The organism is Acinetobacter psychrotolerans (genome assembly GCF_048552595.1).
GTDB lineage: Bacteria > Pseudomonadota > Gammaproteobacteria > Pseudomonadales > Moraxellaceae > Acinetobacter.
On sequence record NZ_JBIMDK010000014.1, the window covers coordinates 15,872 to 35,974 of the forward strand.

Annotated in this window: 17 protein-coding genes and 1 pseudogene; 4 read left to right on the forward strand and 14 right to left on the reverse strand. The window is 35.7% G+C overall.

The window, feature by feature from the left end; translation table 11 throughout:
* Positions 1-75: 75 nt before the first annotated feature.
* The 8 genes from ACG94X_RS12245 to ACG94X_RS12280 all read right to left on the reverse strand — a co-directional run bounded on the left by ACG94X_RS12245 (position 76) and on the right by ACG94X_RS12280 (position 10,873).
* Positions 76-1,020 carry a DUF6160 family protein gene (locus ACG94X_RS12245; protein WP_419384002.1) on the reverse strand — a complete coding sequence of 315 codons (945 nt, stop codon included), beginning with the start codon at positions 1,018-1,020 and terminating at the stop codon, positions 76-78.
* A gap of 104 nt (positions 1,021-1,124) precedes the next feature.
* Entirely contained in the window at positions 1,125-3,500 is a 2,376-nt protein-coding gene (locus ACG94X_RS12250) for a DUF6160 family protein (protein ID WP_419384003.1), read from the reverse strand.
* Positions 3,501-3,528: 28 nt separating this feature from the next.
* Positions 3,529-4,251: a hypothetical protein gene (locus ACG94X_RS12255; protein WP_419384004.1), complete on the reverse strand. Its 723-nt coding sequence runs from the start codon at positions 4,249-4,251 to the stop codon at positions 3,529-3,531.
* A gap of 16 nt (positions 4,252-4,267) precedes the next feature.
* The gene (locus ACG94X_RS12260) at positions 4,268-5,896 is read right to left on the reverse strand and encodes a hypothetical protein (RefSeq protein WP_419384005.1); all 1,629 of its coding nucleotides are present in this window, start codon (positions 5,894-5,896) and stop codon (positions 4,268-4,270) included.
* A gap of 237 nt (positions 5,897-6,133) precedes the next feature.
* The gene (locus ACG94X_RS12265) at positions 6,134-7,483 is read right to left on the reverse strand and encodes a hypothetical protein (protein ID WP_419384006.1); all 1,350 of its coding nucleotides are present in this window, start codon (positions 7,481-7,483) and stop codon (positions 6,134-6,136) included.
* A gap of 381 nt (positions 7,484-7,864) precedes the next feature.
* Positions 7,865-9,202, reverse strand: a complete 1,338-nt coding sequence (locus ACG94X_RS12270) for a hypothetical protein (protein WP_419384007.1) — start codon at positions 9,200-9,202, stop codon at positions 7,865-7,867.
* Positions 9,203-9,569: 367 nt separating this feature from the next.
* A complete protein-coding gene (gene dcd, locus ACG94X_RS12275) occupies positions 9,570-10,139 on the reverse strand; it encodes a dCTP deaminase (RefSeq protein WP_419384008.1) in 570 nt (189 codons plus the stop codon).
* A 140-nt stretch (positions 10,140-10,279) separates the two neighbouring features.
* On the reverse strand, positions 10,280-10,873 hold the full coding sequence (locus ACG94X_RS12280; protein WP_419384009.1) for a LysE family translocator: 594 nt from the start codon (positions 10,871-10,873) through the stop codon (positions 10,280-10,282).
* A 459-nt stretch (positions 10,874-11,332) separates the two neighbouring features.
* Here ACG94X_RS12280 and ACG94X_RS12285 point away from each other — a divergent pair, with 459 nt between their 5' ends.
* Entirely contained in the window at positions 11,333-11,899 is a 567-nt protein-coding gene (locus ACG94X_RS12285) for a DUF2062 domain-containing protein (protein WP_419384010.1), read from the forward strand.
* A 78-nt stretch (positions 11,900-11,977) separates the two neighbouring features.
* Here ACG94X_RS12285 and ACG94X_RS12290 read toward each other — a convergent pair.
* Both ACG94X_RS12290 and apbC read right to left on the reverse strand, forming a co-directional pair.
* Positions 11,978-12,238, reverse strand: a pseudogene (locus ACG94X_RS12290) (avidin-fold protein); the annotation flags it as partial.
* Between the two features lie 118 nt (positions 12,239-12,356).
* A complete protein-coding gene (apbC, locus tag ACG94X_RS12295) occupies positions 12,357-13,610 on the reverse strand; it encodes an iron-sulfur cluster carrier protein ApbC (protein WP_419384012.1) in 1,254 nt (417 codons plus the stop codon).
* 357 nt (positions 13,611-13,967) lie between these two features.
* Between apbC and ACG94X_RS12300 the strand changes: the two genes are divergently transcribed.
* Positions 13,968-14,267 carry a hypothetical protein gene (locus ACG94X_RS12300; RefSeq protein ID WP_419384013.1) on the forward strand — a complete coding sequence of 100 codons (300 nt, stop codon included), beginning with the start codon at positions 13,968-13,970 and terminating at the stop codon, positions 14,265-14,267.
* A 447-nt stretch (positions 14,268-14,714) separates the two neighbouring features.
* Here the strand turns inward: ACG94X_RS12300 and ACG94X_RS12305 are convergent, their stop codons facing one another.
* On the reverse strand, positions 14,715-15,179 hold the full coding sequence (locus tag ACG94X_RS12305; RefSeq protein WP_419384014.1) for a hypothetical protein: 465 nt from the start codon (positions 15,177-15,179) through the stop codon (positions 14,715-14,717).
* Between the two features lie 296 nt (positions 15,180-15,475).
* On the opposite strand from ACG94X_RS12305, the gene ACG94X_RS12310 reads away from it, so the two are divergent.
* Positions 15,476-15,694, forward strand: coding sequence for a DUF6500 family protein (locus tag ACG94X_RS12310; RefSeq protein ID WP_419384015.1), 219 nt, complete (start codon positions 15,476-15,478; stop codon positions 15,692-15,694).
* Between the two features lie 71 nt (positions 15,695-15,765).
* Here ACG94X_RS12310 and ACG94X_RS12315 read toward each other — a convergent pair whose 3' ends face one another.
* From ACG94X_RS12315 to ACG94X_RS12325, 3 genes are all read right to left on the reverse strand, one after another.
* Entirely contained in the window at positions 15,766-16,056 is a 291-nt protein-coding gene (locus ACG94X_RS12315; protein ID WP_419384068.1) for a putative quinol monooxygenase, read from the reverse strand.
* Between the two features lie 76 nt (positions 16,057-16,132).
* Positions 16,133-16,648, reverse strand: coding sequence for a hypothetical protein (locus ACG94X_RS12320; protein ID WP_419384016.1), 516 nt, complete (start codon positions 16,646-16,648; stop codon positions 16,133-16,135).
* Positions 16,649-17,035: 387 nt separating this feature from the next.
* The gene (locus ACG94X_RS12325; protein WP_419384017.1) at positions 17,036-17,833 is read right to left on the reverse strand and encodes a hypothetical protein; all 798 of its coding nucleotides are present in this window, start codon (positions 17,831-17,833) and stop codon (positions 17,036-17,038) included.
* A 179-nt stretch (positions 17,834-18,012) separates the two neighbouring features.
* Here ACG94X_RS12325 and metG point away from each other — a divergent pair, with 179 nt between their 5' ends.
* Positions 18,013-20,070 (forward strand): methionine--tRNA ligase, encoded by a 2,058-nt coding sequence (gene metG / locus ACG94X_RS12330; protein ID WP_419384018.1) that lies wholly within the window; start codon positions 18,013-18,015, stop codon positions 20,068-20,070.
* The last annotated feature ends 33 nt before the right edge of the window (positions 20,071-20,103 follow it).

A 20,103-nucleotide genomic window follows, 5' to 3' on the forward strand; every position in this document is an offset into this window, starting at 1 on the left:
TCTGAACTTTCCAAATAGAACCCGCTTAATGCGGGTTCTATTTTTCAATTGTCTTCTTACTCGAATTTTCCGTCACTACAAACCACTAATTTTCATTTTCAAATCTGTAACAGAAGTACCTATGGCTCCAATGTTACCCATAGAACCATTCTGAAGCCCATTAAAATTTGCCCCTACAACACTACTTGTTCCCATCATCAATTGATTTATACCCAAATCAAACTTACTGGATTCACCTGTGTTTCCGAAAACTAAACCTGTCGGCTCAACACCAGCATAAAAGCCATCTAAAGCAAATCCATTGGTTTTATCATTTGCAACCAATTGAAAATTAAAACTTGCACCAACATTTCCATTATCTGAAACAAAATTAATTGGACAACCACCTCCTGTTCCACAAATAGATTGAATTGCACCTGACAGAATAATTAAACGACTTTGTGGCATATTCCCTAATTGCAAATTAACTTTTGGTTTTGAAGCAGCAAAATTAATATCCAAACCATTTTTCATTTCCATAAGCTTCACTACATTTGCTTTTTGTGAAGCACCTGTAAAAATAGAATTCATTGCTGAAGGGCTTGAAGTCGAACTAGCACTTGCAACGTACAGTGCAAAAGGAGAGATTTTAATTCCAGTAATATTACTGCCAAATGTTAATCCAATATTTGCAAATGGCTTTCCACTTCCACCATCTGTATCTATAACCATATTTAAGGTCGATGACGTATTATTTGCGCCAAGAAAAGAAATACTGAAATTCTGGTCAGCAGCAGTCGTATTTGTTCCAGAAACAACCAATGAAGCCTTATTGGAATCGTTTATCGTACTACCCAAACCATCACGATCAATCACAGCGAGTGTGTTTATTTGTGCCTTACTTACATTTACACCAATATTAATACCATCTTGCCCAGTTGTTTGTGCAAGACTTTGGTCATCCATTGGCTGCATTGCTATAGCAACTGGACTGAACATGAGCAAGAATAAATAGCCTGCTCGTATTTTATTTTTTTTCATTATCCTAATCCTTAGGAATTTATATATTGCCTACTACATTGCAGTTTAATAAATAGTCGCTGCTTAGAATAGTAAAAACCGACCAGTAACTTATTCATAATAGATTAATTACGAGGAATAATATTAAACTCACTCGTTAACTTACCACCAGTGAGTGCAATTTCACCGAGTCGCGCACCTGAGTTTACACCGGTCTGTGTCGGTGGATAAAAATTCAAATCTCTTGCCCTAAAAACACCTTCTGGAGTATTACCTGGGTTAAATTGTAAACTTGCATTGAATCCAACCTGTCCCGTACCAGTGGTTGCATTCTTATTAATCACAATTGCATTATTAAATCGTACATCACCAGTAAGATTATCCAAACCCAATACCGAACCATTATTAGGATCAGAGATTTGAATAGTATTATTTGTGCCTTTAAGTTTTAAGTCACCGACCACACTTAAACGACTACCTGTTCCATCTGCTTTAATTTCACTATCTGGTATTAATGACAGATCCATATCACCACCAAAGCGGAGTTTTAAACCAAATAATACATCATCATTTTTTGTGAAATTATCCAAGGGACTTTTAGTGGTACAAACAACAGCACCCGTTAAACACGATGCATAAGTCGTCCCAGGTAGATAACCAGCAGCAACTTCTGCAGCCATCACCACCAACATATTTTTTAAACTTAAATTGAGACTTCCATTTTCCACACCAATGCTACCATTACCCTTTAATAGCAGATCGACATTTCTTAAACCCATATAATAGTCTTTACTTCCATCAATGACCATTATTGACGTAGTCTTACTTCCATCACTATTTCGTCCTTGTGTACTGAGTCCCAATGAAAAACCAAGTCGAGGAGTCGTACCTGAATTTGCAACACTACTTTTAGCTCCAGCTGATGTGTAGTAATACGATGTTGCTGCATCTGCATTTGTACCGTACATCGCTAAATTAGCATTTAAATTATAAAAGGGTAATGCTAAACCCCATTGGTTGTTTAAGCCATTATCTGCAAATAGATTAGCAGTCGCGACATTTGCACTGGTCGTAAAACGACCTCTCCTTGCAATGGCTTGGAATTCACCACCTCGTATTGATGTCACTAAACTATATAGACGATTATTATCCAATTCATTTACAGGAAGTGATGCTGTATAAATATCTTGTTTATAATCTGCATCTGTTGTTAACATCTGTCCATTACCAAACACTGAATTTTGGAAAGTAGTGTTCACAGGTAGCGTAACTTGCTTCGAATCCGTTAAATTAATATAAACATTTCCAGTATCAAAAGAAGCACGATCTTCTTTTTTCAAACCTGTTAAGTTTCCAAACTCAAAACCATAAGTATTTAAACCTGCTCCTCCAATTTCAAGAGTAGTCGCTGTTCCACCATCCGAAAGCAATGGATCGCCATCTTTGGTAAATTCTGTTTTCATTTTAAATGCTAAACCAGAGCCACCAACAATATCTTTATTTTGATCTACACCGCTCGAATTAATAGCAGAGCCAATTAGACTACCCGCATTTTGCACACCACGGAACTGTAGTGAACCATTGACCATTCGTCCTGTTGCACCCACACGGATTAAACCCTTAGCTCCATTTGGCGTATTCGTTGCATCTAAAGCATACGGTGTCCCTTTATTAACCCCTTTATTTAACATAATTTCTATGTTTAAACCTGAATTTGTCGTCGAGGTGCCGCCATAAGTTCCAGTATTTGTCAGACGTGATGAAGCTGAATCAACTACGCGAGTTAAATCCACATACCCTAATGTAGCTCCTGAGTTAGTTTGTAATTTAAACCCTTCCGCTGGATCAACAAAAATAAAACCTTTCCCTTTAAAGTTAAAGTTAAAGTTCTTTAAAATTAATTGATTCAAATCACCAGAGACACTCGTTTGTCCCAAATAAATATTTGCATTTTGCAGACCTAAATTAAGCTCTGCTTGATCTGACTGACTAAAAAGACCATTGGTTGTTTTTAGCCCTATAACTGTATCCGATGTTGTTTGCACTGCCAAACTACCAATTTTTGCACTACAACGTGTTCCACTGGAAGCACTATCACACACTCGAAATGAATCCACACTCAAGAGCATCGGAGATAAAGACAAATCTAAATTTAAATTTGTTTTCGCACTTACAGTGCCTATATTCAGCTTTAAATCGGCTTTTAATGGTGTAGTCGAAACATCACTTTTTTGTAGCTTAACAGTTTCAGCTATAGCAGTTAATGATTGATCTGTTGCATTCGATTCCGCACGGCCTACCTGATCTGTCCAATATAAAGTTTTGATATTAGCTTCTTTTAATGTGGTTTCAATATGAATACCATCTTGCCCATTCACATTTCTTAGATCACTATCATCAAGTACTTGTAATGCATAAGCGGGGACATGAACACACAATATGCTCAACGCTAAAGTATTTAAAATGAGCTTTTTTTTATGCTGTTGTTGTTTTGTTTTCATCCCTAATCCCTCAGATTCGATTTATACATTAGCAGCGACTGTTGCTTGATTTATCACAACTAAACATCATTATCTGCCCTTGCAAAGCAAGATTACCGTTCATCCGCATGCCCATAAAACCCTTTTCCCGACCAACATCATACACATTCCCTGTCGTAGCACCCGAGGCAACAGTACCTGTTTTTTGTGCAACCGTCGCATAAACACCTGTATTTAGATAACCATATGCTGTTTGACCTGTTGGCTCAGATAAAACGTTTGCACTCGTTTGTGTAGAAACAAAACCATCCTTTTCAATCGATAACGAATCAAAACCAAAATTACGAATTTGTAAAGGCATACTAGACACAAATCCTAATTGAATCGCGGGTTTAATCGTATTTCCATACACCAAATCTGTGCCATCTAAAGCCATCTTCTGAATATTCAATGTGCCTTGAATACCTTTAAATACAAGCCATAACCTATTCCCAGAGGTATCACTTGGCGTTGTACCATTCATAAAGCGTTTATTGGGTGAAACTGCCAAGCGACATTTATTAATTGCATCACCAGCACAACTAAAGACAGGTGTTACATCACTTTGTAGTTCTGCGTTTGTCAAAATATTCTGATTTAAGATAAGTTTTAATGATAAATCAGCACCAGCTTGCCCTTCAATTTGCTGTAAATCTTGATCATTCAATGCTTCCATTGCGTTCGTACTTAGAGCAATTAAACTCATTAAAATAAGAAGTATATTTTTCTTCATCGTAATTCTCCTTACCCTATAAGCCTTTCGTTGTAATTTTCATGTGCTGAATCAACATTCCATCAATGACAGCAGATCCCAGATTATTTGCTGGGTTAGATGCCGTTGCACTATTATCTAAACGACCAAATGAAACGCCTACAGCACCAATTGTTTTATCGGCAAGTAATGTTTTCCCACCATCTTGGCTATAAACCGAACCAATACTGATACTACTATGTGTTGCATTATTCCCTTGATAGCCATCTATAAGACCACCTGTATTACTGGTACCGCCCGTGCCACAGTTATATACATTGCACGTTGAACCTTTATATCGACTAATATCATCTGCAGTTAGAACCCCATTTACACCCGACCCTGCTCCCTCATAAGCAGTATAAATTTTTTCATAAATCGCAGGTTTGTTTGGAATTCGTGCAAGCTCTAAATTAAAGTTCGTCCCATCAGAACCGACAATTAAAGGTTGATATAAAGAACCCAACACCAAGTTAGTATTTAAGTTATAAATAAATACACCTTCTTTGGCGTCAAATGTTGGAGCTACAGACTTATCCAATGCTGGACTAGATAAAATACCTTGAGCTGCTGGAGCTGTGCATCCATTCAGATTTCCCACACCACACTCTTGGGTACTTAATCTAAAAACATGGTTATTTAACCCTGCCGGCACCAACCACTTACCACTTGCAGCACTTCCCAAGAGCTTAGAACCATCACCACTATTCAATCGAATTACACCAGCTAGACCCAGTGTATTATTATAAAAAACACTCATACCACCCGTATTGGTTGACCCACCAAGTGTTTGAAATAATTGTATTTTACTACCATTAATACTAAAACCATTCATTACAGCTTGTAATCTAAGTCTATTAGCTCGCCCTGTCGCTGTTGTACTAAATAACTCCCCTAAATTAAATTGGTTCGCATCACCATCTTTTTTGCTTTGGTCTCGTACAAATGCATCCGCCCATAAAGCCAATTTCAGATTATATGCATCTTCACCACCAACATCTTTAGCAAAAGAATTTGTGGTTACTGTTTTCTTGTCAGGTGCAAATGAATATATGTTTTCATAAAGTGGAGCTTCGAGATTTAACGATGTAACAGAACCTGAACCTGCACCAAAATCTGGCACACCAGTATCCGTTTTAACATTTAAAATCCAAGGATTAACAGCAGTTCCCCAGCTCTTAATTGCAGCATTGGCGATACCAGTTGTCGCATTTATCCCTGGATCTAAACGACTGTTTGAATCGTTACTAAAATTTTTAGATATTGCCAAGCCATACAAATAAAGATCTGCCTTACCTACAGAATGATCCGTAGCAGTGACTGATCCATCCTTGTTTGTATCTTGCGACAAAGATGACAACGGCCCAACAGGAACATAATAGATATAACCTGTATCTAGGTTTCTTTTATTTACATCGATAATATTCGTTTCTGTCTGATTTGGACCTGCACCTTGAAAAACCATGTAGGCATTTTTAGGCAGTAATGCAATACCTTCACCTGTAGTATCACTCAAACTCTTGTCAGATAAAGCTTCAAGTGCAAAGCAAGATTGGCTTAGACATAAACCAAGTAAACTCGCTAAAACGGTTTTATTGAATTTTCCCGTATAATTGAGTGTAGTCATCTGTGACCTTCCTGTGTTATACGATGCTCCGCACCATATTTTATTTTATTTATTCCTAGATCCAACTCACGTATTAGAACTTTAATCCTTGTATATACGTTTATGTTATCTGTATCACACTTTATAGTATGCAATATTCTTCATTATTACAAAGTTTTTTGGTTAAAATATATCATTTTCCGATGAATGAGTTTTACTAAAACAAAAAGCGACCGAAGTCGCTTATAAAGAGTTAGTTTAGCAAAATGTTAAATTACCATAACAGTTACGATAAGGTTTCTCTAATAATGTAATATTTCCATCCCTAGCAGCAGAACTTGAAGCAATATTACTCACAAGAGCGCTAACTTTATCTTTAATATTCAAGGCAAAAGCATCCTGAAGATACATACTCCAACCTTTAGTCACAGGCGCTACATAATCTGGATATTGTAAATTTTGTGCAGATAAAGCAATACCGAACGTATTTGAATTTACATCTACTTGATGGACGTTACTTAGATTATATGGCATTTGGTAAGTCTTTAAACCTGCTACAGAAGTGCCCAATCCTGTTGCCAACTGTTGTTTAATATAGTCAGAAACACCACTTTTTAAGACAGGTAATAAGGCATTACCGATATCAGCTCCAATTGAACCTGAACAAACACCCAAGATTCTCACACAAGAATTTGACCTATTTAATTCCAAACCTGAAGTATTCGCCGTACCATTCATGATTTCATCAACAACTCCACTTAAATCCAACCCTTGTATTTTTGCTTGCGTTACTCTATTCCCAATAACTGAAACTGGTAAATCTACACGACTAACAGTTGAATAATTTGCAGTAATCTCACTATATCTTACCGATGCTAGAAGGATATTTAGGATTGAAGCATCTGCCAAGCCAAGAAATGCGCTTGGTGTTGTAATTGCACTACTATTCCATGTTGTTGGGCCAACAGGAGATACATTCGTTTCCCCTAGCATCGTTAAGTTTGCCTTCCCAGTAAAATACCCACTAAATGAATTTAGATTACCAATAGATAGGGGGCCTTCTGCTTTTTCAGCGCCAATACGAACACCTACAACTGCACGTGTAGAAGCACTATTTGGGTTTTTTATAGCAAATTGAAAATATGGATTACTTAAAACAAAATCCTTCATATTCTGTTGATTACTGATTGAATTATTACTATCCAAACCTTTTGGCTGCTTCGGATCTGTCGTTGCGGTGGTAATACAAGATCCCGAGGCTCCTGTTATACAACCAAATGAAACACTATCTAAATCTAAGTCACAAGCACCACTCCCATTTGTACCACCACAACCTAATTGGAGTTTTTTAATATTCGCATTCAATTCAACAGTTGCTTCAAAACCTAACTTATAGAATCCTATCGATGTATCACCACCAACACGTTTTGCCTCAATATTAGTAGCATCAGTAGGTGCGAGATAAGTCAAGCTCATAAGTGCTTGGCCCGTGGTTTCAGACAACTGATCATCTGTCATACTTTTTAAAGACGTATCTGCGTATGCTACAGACGTGCCAAAGCCACTTATAACTAAAAGTGACATACAAAATGTTTTTAAACTAAACATGAACATCTCCTTATCCTTAGACCATGTCCAAAAGTGAAACTCTACTGTTTTAAATGACCACCTTTTGAATTTAGAATTTCTTCATAAAATTCAAAAAGCTAACATTAGTAATGTATTTTTATTTTCAGAAGAGCAATATTATGTGACTAAGTTATCATTGTTTTTATTAAAATGGATATTTTACCGACAGAATGCAAACGAATTGTTTAATTCTATTTAAATAATTATTTCGGTTGAATTTTATCAATTTCTTATTATGGAGTTAAAAATATAACGACTGAATCTTTAGGCATATATTTCCTAAATTATTTTAAAGCTATAATTTTAATAAATATTTAGTACAATAAAAAGCGACCGAAGTCGCTTATATAAAAAATTAGTCTAGCAGAATGTTAAATTACCATAACAATTACGATAAGGTGCAGGTAGACCAACAATATTACCAGCTTTTGCTGACCCCCCTAGAATAGAGGAAGTAAACACATCCAAAGGTTGACTAATATTTAATGTAAATGCAGCAGGTAAATACATTCCCCAACCTTTAGTCATTGCTACTGGCGTTGTAGTTGCTTTTCCTGCAGTGTCATAAGCTACATACCCAGGATAATACAGATTTTGACTCTGCACAGTAATACCAAACGAAGGAGAGTCTATATCTAATGATCCCACATTCGAAAGATTATAATTCAAGTTAAAATTTGATAATTGAGATGTTGTTATACCTAGCCCAGAAGCCAATTGTGCCTTAACTTGATCTTTAACACCACTTTTCAACACAGGAAAAAGAGCATTTGTCAAAAAATCTGGAACCCATGTAGTAGTTTCAATATTTGCTACAGAATCAACCACCTCATTTACAACGCTATCTAAATTTGCACCAATAATCTGCGCATAATTAAATCGATTCCCAGAATTTGAAACAGCCCAAGTTCGTGTCACATCTTTTGTTATATCCGCACGAACATTTGATGCCATAACTTTAGGAAAGCCTAAAATCTCCCAATCATTTAAACCTAAATTTCCATAAGTATCTGAATAATTTTTATAATCAGAATTCGTCGTAAATGCTAAATTATTCTTTTTTAACATTGTAATATTGGCTGTACCAGACAAATAACCTGAAAAAGACATGATGTCATTAAAACTCATCGGGCCTTTGGCATTTTCTGCACCTATACGCACACCTAATACTTCACGTGTTGACGCACTTTCAGGGTTTTTAATTCCAAACTGAAAAAATGGATTAGATAATACAAAATCTTTTATTTGATTTGCCTGACTTATATCTGTAATGGTACTACCACTTGTTGTATGAGCTGCAGGATTATTGGTCGCTGAGCCTTTTACATCTGGAAGCAGCGATAAACAATTACCACTAGCATCAGCAACACAACCTAAAGAGAAATTGCTAATCTCAATATCACACCCGTTAGCTCCATTTGTGCCACCGCAACCGAGCTGCAAGTTTTTAATGTTTGCATTTAAACTCACTTCGGCTTCTAGACCCAACTTATAAAAACCCACATTACCATTTGTTTTAGTGTAGTAATTTCCTGCATCACCTGGGGCAATATAATTTAATGAAAACATTGCCTGACCTGTTGTTTCAGACATCTGATCATCCGTCATTTGTTGCAATGTCGCAGCATATGCTCCACCTACACTCAAACCACAGAATGTTAATAATGCAATATTTAAAGATTTTAACTGGAACATCATATGCTTCCGTCCTTAGTAAGGCTTAACCCTTATTTTTATTCCTTTGGCTAAAACTTTTATTTCAATTCTTAAAACAAGAAAAGAGCAAAACAATGCGAAAGTTATCACATTTTTTTAGCATAAACATTCAAATACCCTAGTCACAAAATAATCAAAATAAATCAATAAAGCCAATAATTTCAGATAAAAAACAACAAATTAAATAAATCTAAATTAACTAATTAACAAAACTTAACTATAATTCTATAAAATTAACTTTTAAAACAATTAAAGATAATTACATCACATTTATTCTTTTCCTGAGTTTTAGACATAAAAAAGCAAGTGATTAACACTTGCTTCAAAATACGAATTTTGTTTTTTAATATTAAGCCTTAGGTAACGTCACACCCGTTTGACCTTGGTATTTACCACCACGATCTTTATAAGATGTTTCACACACTTCATCAGACTCAAAAAATAGCATTTGCGCAACGCCTTCACCTGCATAAATACGTGCAGGTAGGTTGGTCGTATTCGAAAACTCTAGAGTAACGTGACCTTCCCACTCTGGTTCAAGCGGTGTGACATTCACAATAATTCCGCAACGTGCATAAGTCGATTTACCTAAACACACAGTCAAAACATTACGTGGAATGCGGAAATATTCAACCGTGCGTGCTAAAGCAAACGAGTTTGGAGGAATAATACATACATCAGATTCGATATCGATAAAGCTTTTGTCATCGAAATTTTTAGGATCGACAATCACAGAATGAACATTGGTAAATACTTTAAATTCACGTGCACAACGAACATCATAACCATAGCTCGACACGCCATATGAAATGAGTTTTTCACCATCTGCATCATAACGGACTTGGTTTTCTGCATACGGTTCAATCATGCCGTGTTTTTCGCTCATTTCGCGAATCCAACGATCAGACTTAATTGCCATTTTTCTATCCCAAAATCTATTTTCAATACTGCGCTGTACTTTAACTGAAAATGCTTTTGAAAGGAATGTTTAAACGAAGAGCAGATAGGTTAAGTTCACTTGATCGTAAACTTAAAAAATTGTTTTTTAACTAAAATAGATTACAAATTTAAAAGTGCAGAATAGCTTAATGGCACAGAAAAACTAACTAGAACCAGAGAAGCTGTACGCTGCATATTGCATTGGTTCAACCAACTGACTTTATTACTCGACAATACCGAACCAATAAATGTCCAAAAAAATGCAATTGGAACAATGAGTAATAAAAATACGAGCATATGTGATGTATATGCCGATGCATTTTGCCATACATAAGTTGGAAAAATTGCAGAAGCAAATAACAACGCTTTCGGATTTAATAATGTTGCTGTAAATAGTTCACGCGCTCTAATCGTGGGCTGATTAAAATTTTCATCACGATTGGCTGTACGCCACAATTTAAGTGCTAAAAATAATATATAACCTGCACTAAATAATTTTAAAATTGTTGGAATGAATGGAAACTGTTTTGAAACAGAACCAATAATTAATCCCCAGATACTAATGGCGATAAAGTACCCTAACGCTTCAGCAGGAATGAGACTGAGCGATTTACGAATTCCAACTTGAATTCCAGAAGATGCTAAAAGCGTATTGGTTGGCCCAGGTGTCAATAAAATTGTCACCACTAAGCCAATAAAAAACCATGAAATCATCAAATGACCTCATCAATGGATTGAACGCAGATTAAATCAGATATATTCAATTGGCAAAAAATTATTTGTAAGAAAAATTATTAACACATGGCTCAAATCAACACTTTAATAAATAAAATCAAAACATTAACAAATAATTACAATTAAAAACCGTAAAGTCATCTTATAACTGAGCGCTGTTTTTATCACCTATATTAGAGTGAAATTTAAAATATTTTGTTTATTTTTCATCTTTTTTAAATATAAAAATGCTAATAACCCAACCAACATTACTGAATTTTTAAACAAAAAAACCGATCAATAATTTTTTATTTTTAAGTAAATTTTCAGTTTTATTGCTTATTATTCAAACTTATTTATTACCTCTAGACAAGCTCACAATCTGAGCAACATGAGAAAAACTGTCCCTTCTTTTGTTATTCAGGCACAATAGTGATCTTACTGATATTTTCTAAATTTATGGCAAAGCGTTTTTTTCAGTCTTGGCTTCCTTCTCCAGAAAAAGTCAATAGTTTGAAACTTATGAAGATTTTTGGCAATAAAGCCTTAAGTCCAATGCTTTGGTATGTCAATCGAAAATCCATTTCTAAAGCCATGTTTATTGGTACTTTTTGGGGTATTTTACCGATCCCCTTTCATACCCTTTTGATTATTCTGACGATTATTTTATTTGAAGCCAATTTGCCGATTGGTTTAATTTTAGCTTGGGTGATGAATCCTTTCACGGTGATACCCATTTTAATTTTTGCATTTTGGATTGGTTCAAAAATCTACCATGTACATATGATTAATCAAGATATGCTTTTAGGTGTATTTCATCAGATTATTCATTGGATTCAAAACTTTGGGCATGGGCATATCGATTTTAGTTTAGCCAAAATTCTAGCGACTGGCTTACTTATAGAAGCTTTGGTTTTTGCATCATTATTATTTATTATTACCCGTATTTATTGGCGTTGGAGCGTGATTCGAAAGTGGAATACTCGTAAGAATGACCAAACGAGCACTAAGCATTCTCTAACTTAATGCTTTACAGATTCAATCATTCAGTTTGGAATATTTATATATGAACAACATGATTAAAATATGCTACTTATAATGTTATTAATTAAGCACAACTTCTACCAATTCCGAATGCCCTGTCGATAAATCACCATTCAACCATTGCCATTCTTCTACAAGTTTAATGATACCATTATCCAAAAATTCAATTTTAGTTTTACATTGCCCTATTCTCAATTCACCTGTCACTGTTAAGTGTTGGTAGCAAATTTCAAAAGTACTTTCACTGAGCATTTGTCCGATAATAGAACCAATTTGAACTAGTCTGCCTTCATATTTAGCAGTGATGACTTTACCTTTTTGGCTGTATTGGAAAGGCTCATGAAAACTTTATTATTGAGTAAATTGATATTTTTCATTCATTTTCCTTAAAGAAACTTACTCCCTCGACCTAAAAATAAGAAGGGAGTAAGTGACAATATCAGAAAATTCGTTGTGGATCTTTTTCGACTTTAGGCAAAAATTGTACGATTTTCTTAGCAATCGCAATATAACTTTCAGCGGCAGCATCACCAGCAATCACAGATGGTTTTCCTGCATCGGCATTTTCACGAATTTGCACATTTAAAGGTAAACGTCCAAGCAGCGGAATATCATATTGCGCTGACAATTGATCACCACCACCTGTACCAAAAATTTGTTCTTCGTGACCACAGCTCGAACAGACATGGGTAGACATATTTTCAATAACGCCCATCACTGGAATCTGAACTTTATTAAATAATTCAATACCTTTAACCGCATCCATGAGTGCAACATTTTGTGGCGTAGTCACAATTACTGCGCCAGTAACAGGAATTCTTTGTGCGAGTGTCAATTGAATATCACCTGTACCAGGTGGCATATCAATCACCAAGACATCTAAATCAGGCCAAAGTGCTTGATTAAACAATTGCATCAAAGCACCCGTCGCTTTTGCACCACGCCATGCAACAGGTGTATTTTGTTTACCAATCAAATGCCCAATTGAAAGTACCGCCATTCCATAAGCTTCAAGTGGTACGAAATTTTCCCCTTCAATTTTAGGCGTTTGCCCTTCATTTCCCAACATGGTTGGAATACTTGGACCATAAATATCTGCATCCAAAACACCGACTTTTAAGCCTAGAGTATTCAATGCAAGTGCAATATTCACGGTTGTTGTGGATTTACCTACGCCACCTTTGCCCGATGAAATAAGAATCACATTTTTAATTCTTGGATGTTTCGGAATATCACGTTGTTGTGGGGCAGCTTTTTGAATCGGTGGATTATTCGGATCTTCTACTACTTGAGCCACTTGCGGTGAAGCATCAACAACGGGTGGCAGTTTTCGACTTTCTTCTTTCGGTTTTGATGAGCAACTATGCCCTGACTGACCATGTTGATCACTCGAACAGCTATGATCATGTTGGATTTTTTGTTGGATCACATGCATATTCAGCTCTTGAATACCACATTTTTCCAATGCATCTGCAAGATCATCATGAATTTTTTGCAAATGCTCAGCTTCTTCTGGAAAGGTATTGATGGTCAATTGCAACACACGACCTTCAACATTAATTTGCGTAATTCGATCCTTCAGCGAGTTGCTGGATTCAGGCAAAATATAGTTTTGCAATACAGTTTGGATTTCTTCCTCTTTCACCTCCTGCGCAGGTGAAAAAACTGATTTGAGTGAAGAAAGCCACGACATAGATTTGCTCCAAATTTGCAAATACAACAATACTAAAACCCTAGTTTAACTGTAAATGCGCTGAAGGTTAAGCCTTGTTCTACACAGCTTTTCCAATGTTGTTATTAATCCAACCTATTTAGTTGGTTTAACTCATTAATCAACCATTTTAAAATGGGGGAAAATTTACCTATGTGGGTCTGCTTTAACATTGATGACTAAGATCACAATCAGAATAACCGTTCTTAATATTTGATTTTGAAATCGTTGAGGTGAAGTGTAATATTTTCGATACATACCTTCGCCTATTTTTTAGCTATATTATTTCTTTTATTTAATTTCTTCATTTATTTACGAACAATAATCAAAGGTACCCGAATGAAACGTATTATAGCTTTAACACTCACATTATTTATTTCTAGTGTTACTTTTGCAGGTTCATCGGCCAATACAGTCCGAGCAACATCGGGGCAATTAATCAGTGTTGGTGATAGGGTGACCGAAATGATGACTCGAATTAATCAATCGCCCATTTCTATGAACTCATACGAAGTTAAACAAGGTGAAATAACCATCACGGCTTCCGATTATGCCTATGATATTGACAATGTTATTTATACCTTCACCATTATTAACAATCAAGTGCGTAAAATTGAATGGGTAAGAAAAGATTCATAATTATTATTCACTAGACCTCTTGCTAAAGTAATTTCGAACTTGATTCTGATCTATCTTGAGTGTTCCCTCTCCTGCTAGGAGAGGGTTAGGGAGAGGTTTTCTATTAAATGCCCCTCATCCTAGCCTTCTCCCAAAGGGAGAAGGGACTCTCATACGTTTTCTGAAAGAATATTTGAATCTAAAATTTGAACATTTTTTTGAGTTACGCAAGAGATCTACTATTTATCTTCTATATTATTACAAACCGAGCACTTTAAATACGCTTGTTTTTTTAATTGATAGTTGGTGAATCAATTCACTTTCTTAAAATTCAAAAAAATCAGTACAGTCTATTTTTATTTAAACTATACTGATTTGTTAAAACAACATATTTACAATGACTTACTTATCTCATGATCAAATTTTCTATGATAAAAGGTTCAAATGATTTCTCATCATTAACTCACATCAACCTTTATCATTGTTTTTAAAGCTATTCAGCGTCTCTGTTGCCTTTTTCTTTAATTCATCAAACTTTCCAGTTGCCTGAACTTTTAATTCATCAAGTTTTGCAGATGCTTCATGTTTCAGCTCATCTGCCTTCTGTTTTGCTTCATCAAATTTATGACTCGCCTCAGTTTTCAACTGTTCCAATTTTTCAGTTGCTTGATGCTGTAATTCAGCAGCTTTGTCCTTCGCTGCACCCAGTTTTTCATCAAAAGCTGCTTTGTGCTCTGAACCACTTGCCTCTACATCACTTTTCAAATCATTGAGCGCTTTTTCACCTTGAAGTTTTGCTTCTTTGGCACTATTAGTTAGATCATCTATTACTTTTTCGCCTTCTAATTGAGCCTCTTTTGCCTTAAGTTTCAGGTCTTCACCAAGTTCAGATGCTTTGTTTTTAAGTTCATCTAATTTACTGTCAGTCATCATATTTCCCCTGATTTGTTACTGTTTTTGTGAATACCCATTTATTACACACTTCGGCGCCTATCATTGAATACCGAAGCATCAATGGTATTTATATACAATCTAAGCGGACTTGCGTTATAAAACATCATTTTGCAATAAATACCATACGTATTGTTACGATTGATATTTTCAGTCAATCCACTATGTATAAACGGATCAATATGGGGATACGACTATTTTTTAAAACTATCTATTGCAGGATTAACGATATACTTTATATGTCAATCCCGAAAGTTTAATTTAGAGCTAGAACAAATATGAATGCCAATCTTAAGGCTAAAATTATTCGAGTTTGTGATGAAAAAATTGCGAAGAAAGGCAGCGATGTCGGACTTTCTTTTTATGCATTTTTTGCCAATAAAAATGATGATCCTGAGGCTTTAATGCAGCTTGCAACATGGTGGATACAGACACATCAACTCGATCATTTTGAAAAAGCAACCAAGATTAAGCACATGATTTTTCAAGAGAATTAATACTGTTGAGGATCAAAATGATTATTCTCAATCCATATCATTGTGGAAATACTTCAATCTTATTCTTAAAATCAATTATCTATCTGACTCAGATGGGTAAACCTACCCGCTTGGCGTTGATATTGATCAATCTGTGGAACTAAACGCTGGAAATGCTCAGATTGTACATGCGCATTCAATGCCGCACGATCAACCCATTCCTCAATAAAAACAAAATGCCCTTGTTCTTTTAGATCATGAAATAAATCATAAGCAATACAGCCTTGTTCAAGTTTAGTTTTCTTCACAAGCTCGTTATATAGAGGTAGCACGATATCAATCTTATCGATTTGAATAAAGTCTTCTGCAATCAGTTTTAACATGGTGACGAACCAATAGATTTTCATTGACCATAACATATACTTAGATCCAAATTAACACCTTTTCACTTTATGATTTTTATAATGGCGAAGATGAAATGCTCTTATATTTATCTTTAATTTTGTTAATTTTCCCACATTTTAATATTCGTTTATCGATAAGCAAATACATTATATTTCCGCTGAGTAAACCGACCATGAGTGGAACAAGTAAAATGATAAAACTAACGATTCCAAATGTTAAAGTTTCAACCACATCATAAATTCTGCCATCTAAAAACTGAAAGAAGAGTATTAACCCAAACCAATTTAATCCCAACGTGATGATTACTTTAAGCATGTGATTCGTCTCGATGATTTTTTTCGGCACTGGCAAGCATCTAAAAACAATCCAAAAACAAATAAAAGCGGTGAACAATAAAAATGGTGTTAAATAAAGCATGACTTCTATGCCACGACTCGACATTCGCTCTGAGCCTACAACGAATAAATTGCCATGATAAAACTTTAAGAATAAACAAAATGGCATCACAACACTCAGTACTGAAATCACACTGGCAAATATTGCTGAAAAGAATAAATTCCAAGACCGCATATTATTTTCCGTTTTTGGACTTGGCTTTATTATCTAAAACTAATTTGTGCTTTTATTGAACTGAATGTGAGTTTTGGGTGAAGTTTTCCAATGTAATTCTGAAATAATTTGGCAATGTTTTAAAATACTTTTACGCTTACTTAATTTTTAATACGTCAGAATTTGATCAAAAATAAATTCCGAAAAGTCGATCACTATCAATTGAGTATCTAATCCTACTTGTTTGAATTTAATGATGCGAATCAGAAACAGCATTTAGTGAATGGCTACAAATAAAGTTGGAATCCATAGCAGATTCACGTCCGGTAACACTACATGATCAGATTGTCATGTGGATGGATGTTCTGTGTAAAAAGCATATCGCTGATATATAAACAATGAATTACCCTATTTTAAAGAGCGCATAAAACTCACGGCGGAAAACAACCAAATAAATAAGATAAAACAACGACCTTGAGTAAAATGACTGACATCCGTACCGTGAAGAATATTATGGCGAGTCATACTCACTGTCGAACTGCTATCCATTTTATATGCTGCAAGCTCTAAGAAAAAATGATTCAACTCGTTGGCGATTTTTGCTTTATGCCACAAGCTCTTAATTTCATGACCTTTTAAACCTGGAACGATTTTATAAACATCGACATATTTGGTTTCTTGCTGTTTTAAATAGCCTTTTTGAACCAAAATATCGGTCAATAAACCTTCCAATTGTGCATAAAGTAGCGGTACACAACCTGAATAAAGCTTTAATTCATAAAGTTTGAATGTTTCTTCAATCACTTGACGGCGTTGCGCTTTTAAATCGCCAATGTCTAATTCATCAAAAGCTTCGAAAAAGGTTTTTTGGAAATGCTCACCATTGATAATATCTAAAAGATTAAATGTAGATAAATCATCAATGGTATGAATAATTTGCAAAAAATAAACCAAATTTAGCGCATCATTGGCAACTTTAACCTCTACAGGTTTATTCAGTTCATTTGCAAGAACATCAAAATAAGATTCTTCACTTGCAAGATTCTCCAGTGTTTTGATGAGATAGAGATGTTCATCTTCGGAAATTTCCTCAAGATACTGCTCTGCTTCTCTTAAAATATTCATCCCAAGCTGTTTTTGAGCATTTTGATTTTGCGGAATACGTGTTACAGGTTGGTCAAAATCAAAATCTTCATCATCGATCATGGGAGGGTCACTTTTGGGAAATATATGAATGGGTCATTCTATAATAATGAATTGATGAAGATATGAATATCTATAAAAGCTACATTTGAAAAGAATTCACCTATTCTGTTGTGCATCTTCATGGCAATTAAGCTAAAATCACTGCCCTTGCATTAACTTTGAGAAAGAGAGTTATATCCGTGCGAAATATCTTAGTCACTAACGCCCTTCCATACGCAAACGGTCCTATTCATATGGGTCACCTACTCGGCTACATCCAAGCAGATATCTGGGTTCGTGCCATGCGTGCAATGGGACATGACGTGACTTATGTCTGCGCGGATGATGCACACGGTACAGCCATCATGTTGCGTGCCGAAGCCAATGGTATTACCCCAGAAGAACAAATTGCCAATGTGCAGAAAGAGCATATTCGTGATTTTGATGGTTTCAGTGTCCATTTCGATCATTACGATTCGACCAATAGCGAAGAAAACAAAAACCGTTCTTCCGAGATTTATATTAAAAACCGTGAAGCAGGCAATATCGCTATTCGCCCTGTAACACAATTGTTCGACCCTGAAAAAAGCATGTTCCTGTCTGATCGTTTCATTAAAGGCACCTGCCCAAAATGTAAAGCGGAAGATCAATATGGCGATGCGTGTGAAGTTTGCGGCACAACCTATAACGCAACAGAATTATTAAACCCGCGTTCAACTTTGAGTGGTGCAACACCAGTCGAAAAATCTTCAGATCATTACTTCTTCAAACTACCTAACTTTGCAGAATACTTGCAAAAATGGACTCGTGATGAAGGTCGTTTACCTGTTTCAATTGCCAACAAGTTAGACGAATGGTTTGATAATGGTTTGAATGATTGGGATATTTCTCGTGATGCGCCTTATTTCGGTTTTGAAATTCCAGATGCTCCGAATAAATATTTCTACGTTTGGGTCGATGCACCGATTGGTTATATGTCAAGTTTTGAAAACTACATTAAAACCAAACGCCCTGAATTGAGTTTTGATGATTTTTGGAAAAAAGATTCAAAAAATGAGGTTTATCACTTCATTGGTAAAGACATTGTGTATTTCCATGCGCTGTTCTGGCCTGCAATGCTTGAAGGTGCAAACTACCGTACGCCATCTGGTTTATTCGTAAATGGTTTCTTGACTGTAAATGGTCAGAAAATGTCTAAATCACGTGGTACATTTATTAAAGCGGAAACTTATCTAGATCATTTGAATCCTGAATATCTACGTTATTACTTTGCGTCTAAACTGTCTGATAAAGTTGAAGATTCTGACTTAAATTTGGATGATTTTGTTCAGAAAGTAAATTCAGATCTTGTGGGTAAAGTTGTGAATATTGCAAGCCGTTGTGCAAAATTCATTAACACCAAGTTTGACAATAAACTTTCGGCAACATGTGCAGAACCTGAATTGGTTCAAAGCTTTATTGATGCAGGCGAATCGATTGCGACTCAATATGAAGCACGTGAATTCTCTGCAGCAATTCGTGAAATCATGGCGCTTGCAGACAAAGCCAATCAATATATTGATGAGAAAAAACCGTGGGCACTTGCGAAGCAAGAAGGTCAGGAACAGCAAGTTCATGACGTATGTTCTGTCGGCATTAACTTATTCCGTCAATTGGCAATTTACCTTGCACCTGTTTTGCCAACACTTGCAAGCCAAGTTCAAGACTTCTTGAAAATGGACAACTTCAACTTTGCATCAGGCAAAACGATTTTAGTTGATCATGAAATTGCATTGTTCCAACCACTTATGCAACGTGTAGACCCGAAAGCTGTAGCATCTATGGTTGATGCTTCTAAGGATTCTTTAGCTGCTGCTGCCGAGCCAGTGAAAGTTGAAAAGAAGAAAGAAAAGAAAGTTGAGAAAAAGCCTGAAGCTAAAGTCGGTGAAGCTGAAATTATCGGTATCGAAGATTTTATGAAGATCGATTTACGTGTTGCGGAAGTTCTAGATGCTGCGCATGTGGATGGTTCGGATAAACTGCTACAACTGACTTTGAACGTTGGTGAAGCTGAACCTCGTAATGTATTCAGTGGTATTCGTGAGTTCTATGCACCTGAAGATTTAAAAGGCAAACTGGTGGTGGTGGTGGCTAACCTTGCACCGCGTAAAATGCGTTTTGGTATTTCGAATGGTATGGTACTTGCAGCGGGCAATGGCGAAGGTGTTTGGGTGATTTCACCTGAATCTGGTGCTAAAGCAGGCGATAAGGTTTCTTAATATTTAGGCAAAAAAATCCCCTCAATTGAGGGG

Coding starts and splice junctions, on each gene's coding strand:
- ACG94X_RS12305 (WP_419384014.1), bottom strand. CDS start 15,179: ATGATGACTGACAGTAAATTAGATGAACTTAAAAACAAAGCATCTGAA.
- ACG94X_RS12285 (WP_419384010.1), top strand. CDS start 11,333: ATGGCAAAGCGTTTTTTTCAGTCTTGGCTTCCTTCTCCAGAAAAAGTC.
- ACG94X_RS12325 (WP_419384017.1), bottom strand. CDS start 17,833: ATGATCGATGATGAAGATTTTGATTTTGACCAACCTGTAACACGTATT.
- ACG94X_RS12260 (WP_419384005.1), bottom strand. CDS start 5,896: ATGACTACACTCAATTATACGGGAAAATTCAATAAAACCGTTTTAGCG.
- ACG94X_RS12255 (WP_419384004.1), bottom strand. CDS start 4,251: ATGAAGAAAAATATACTTCTTATTTTAATGAGTTTAATTGCTCTAAGT.
- ACG94X_RS12245 (WP_419384002.1), bottom strand. CDS start 1,020: ATGAAAAAAAATAAAATACGAGCAGGCTATTTATTCTTGCTCATGTTC.
- dcd (WP_419384008.1), bottom strand. CDS start 10,139: ATGGCAATTAAGTCTGATCGTTGGATTCGCGAAATGAGCGAAAAACAC.
- ACG94X_RS12265 (WP_419384006.1), bottom strand. CDS start 7,483: ATGTTTAGTTTAAAAACATTTTGTATGTCACTTTTAGTTATAAGTGGC.
- ACG94X_RS12310 (WP_419384015.1), top strand. CDS start 15,476: ATGAATGCCAATCTTAAGGCTAAAATTATTCGAGTTTGTGATGAAAAA.
- ACG94X_RS12320 (WP_419384016.1), bottom strand. CDS start 16,648: ATGCGGTCTTGGAATTTATTCTTTTCAGCAATATTTGCCAGTGTGATT.
- ACG94X_RS12300 (WP_419384013.1), top strand. CDS start 13,968: ATGAAACGTATTATAGCTTTAACACTCACATTATTTATTTCTAGTGTT.
- ACG94X_RS12250 (WP_419384003.1), bottom strand. CDS start 3,500: ATGAAAACAAAACAACAACAGCATAAAAAAAAGCTCATTTTAAATACT.
- apbC (WP_419384012.1), bottom strand. CDS start 13,610: ATGTCGTGGCTTTCTTCACTCAAATCAGTTTTTTCACCTGCGCAGGAG.
- ACG94X_RS12280 (WP_419384009.1), bottom strand. CDS start 10,873: ATGATTTCATGGTTTTTTATTGGCTTAGTGGTGACAATTTTATTGACA.
- ACG94X_RS12270 (WP_419384007.1), bottom strand. CDS start 9,202: ATGATGTTCCAGTTAAAATCTTTAAATATTGCATTATTAACATTCTGT.
- ACG94X_RS12315 (WP_419384068.1), bottom strand. CDS start 16,056: ATGTTAAAACTGATTGCAGAAGACTTTATTCAAATCGATAAGATTGAT.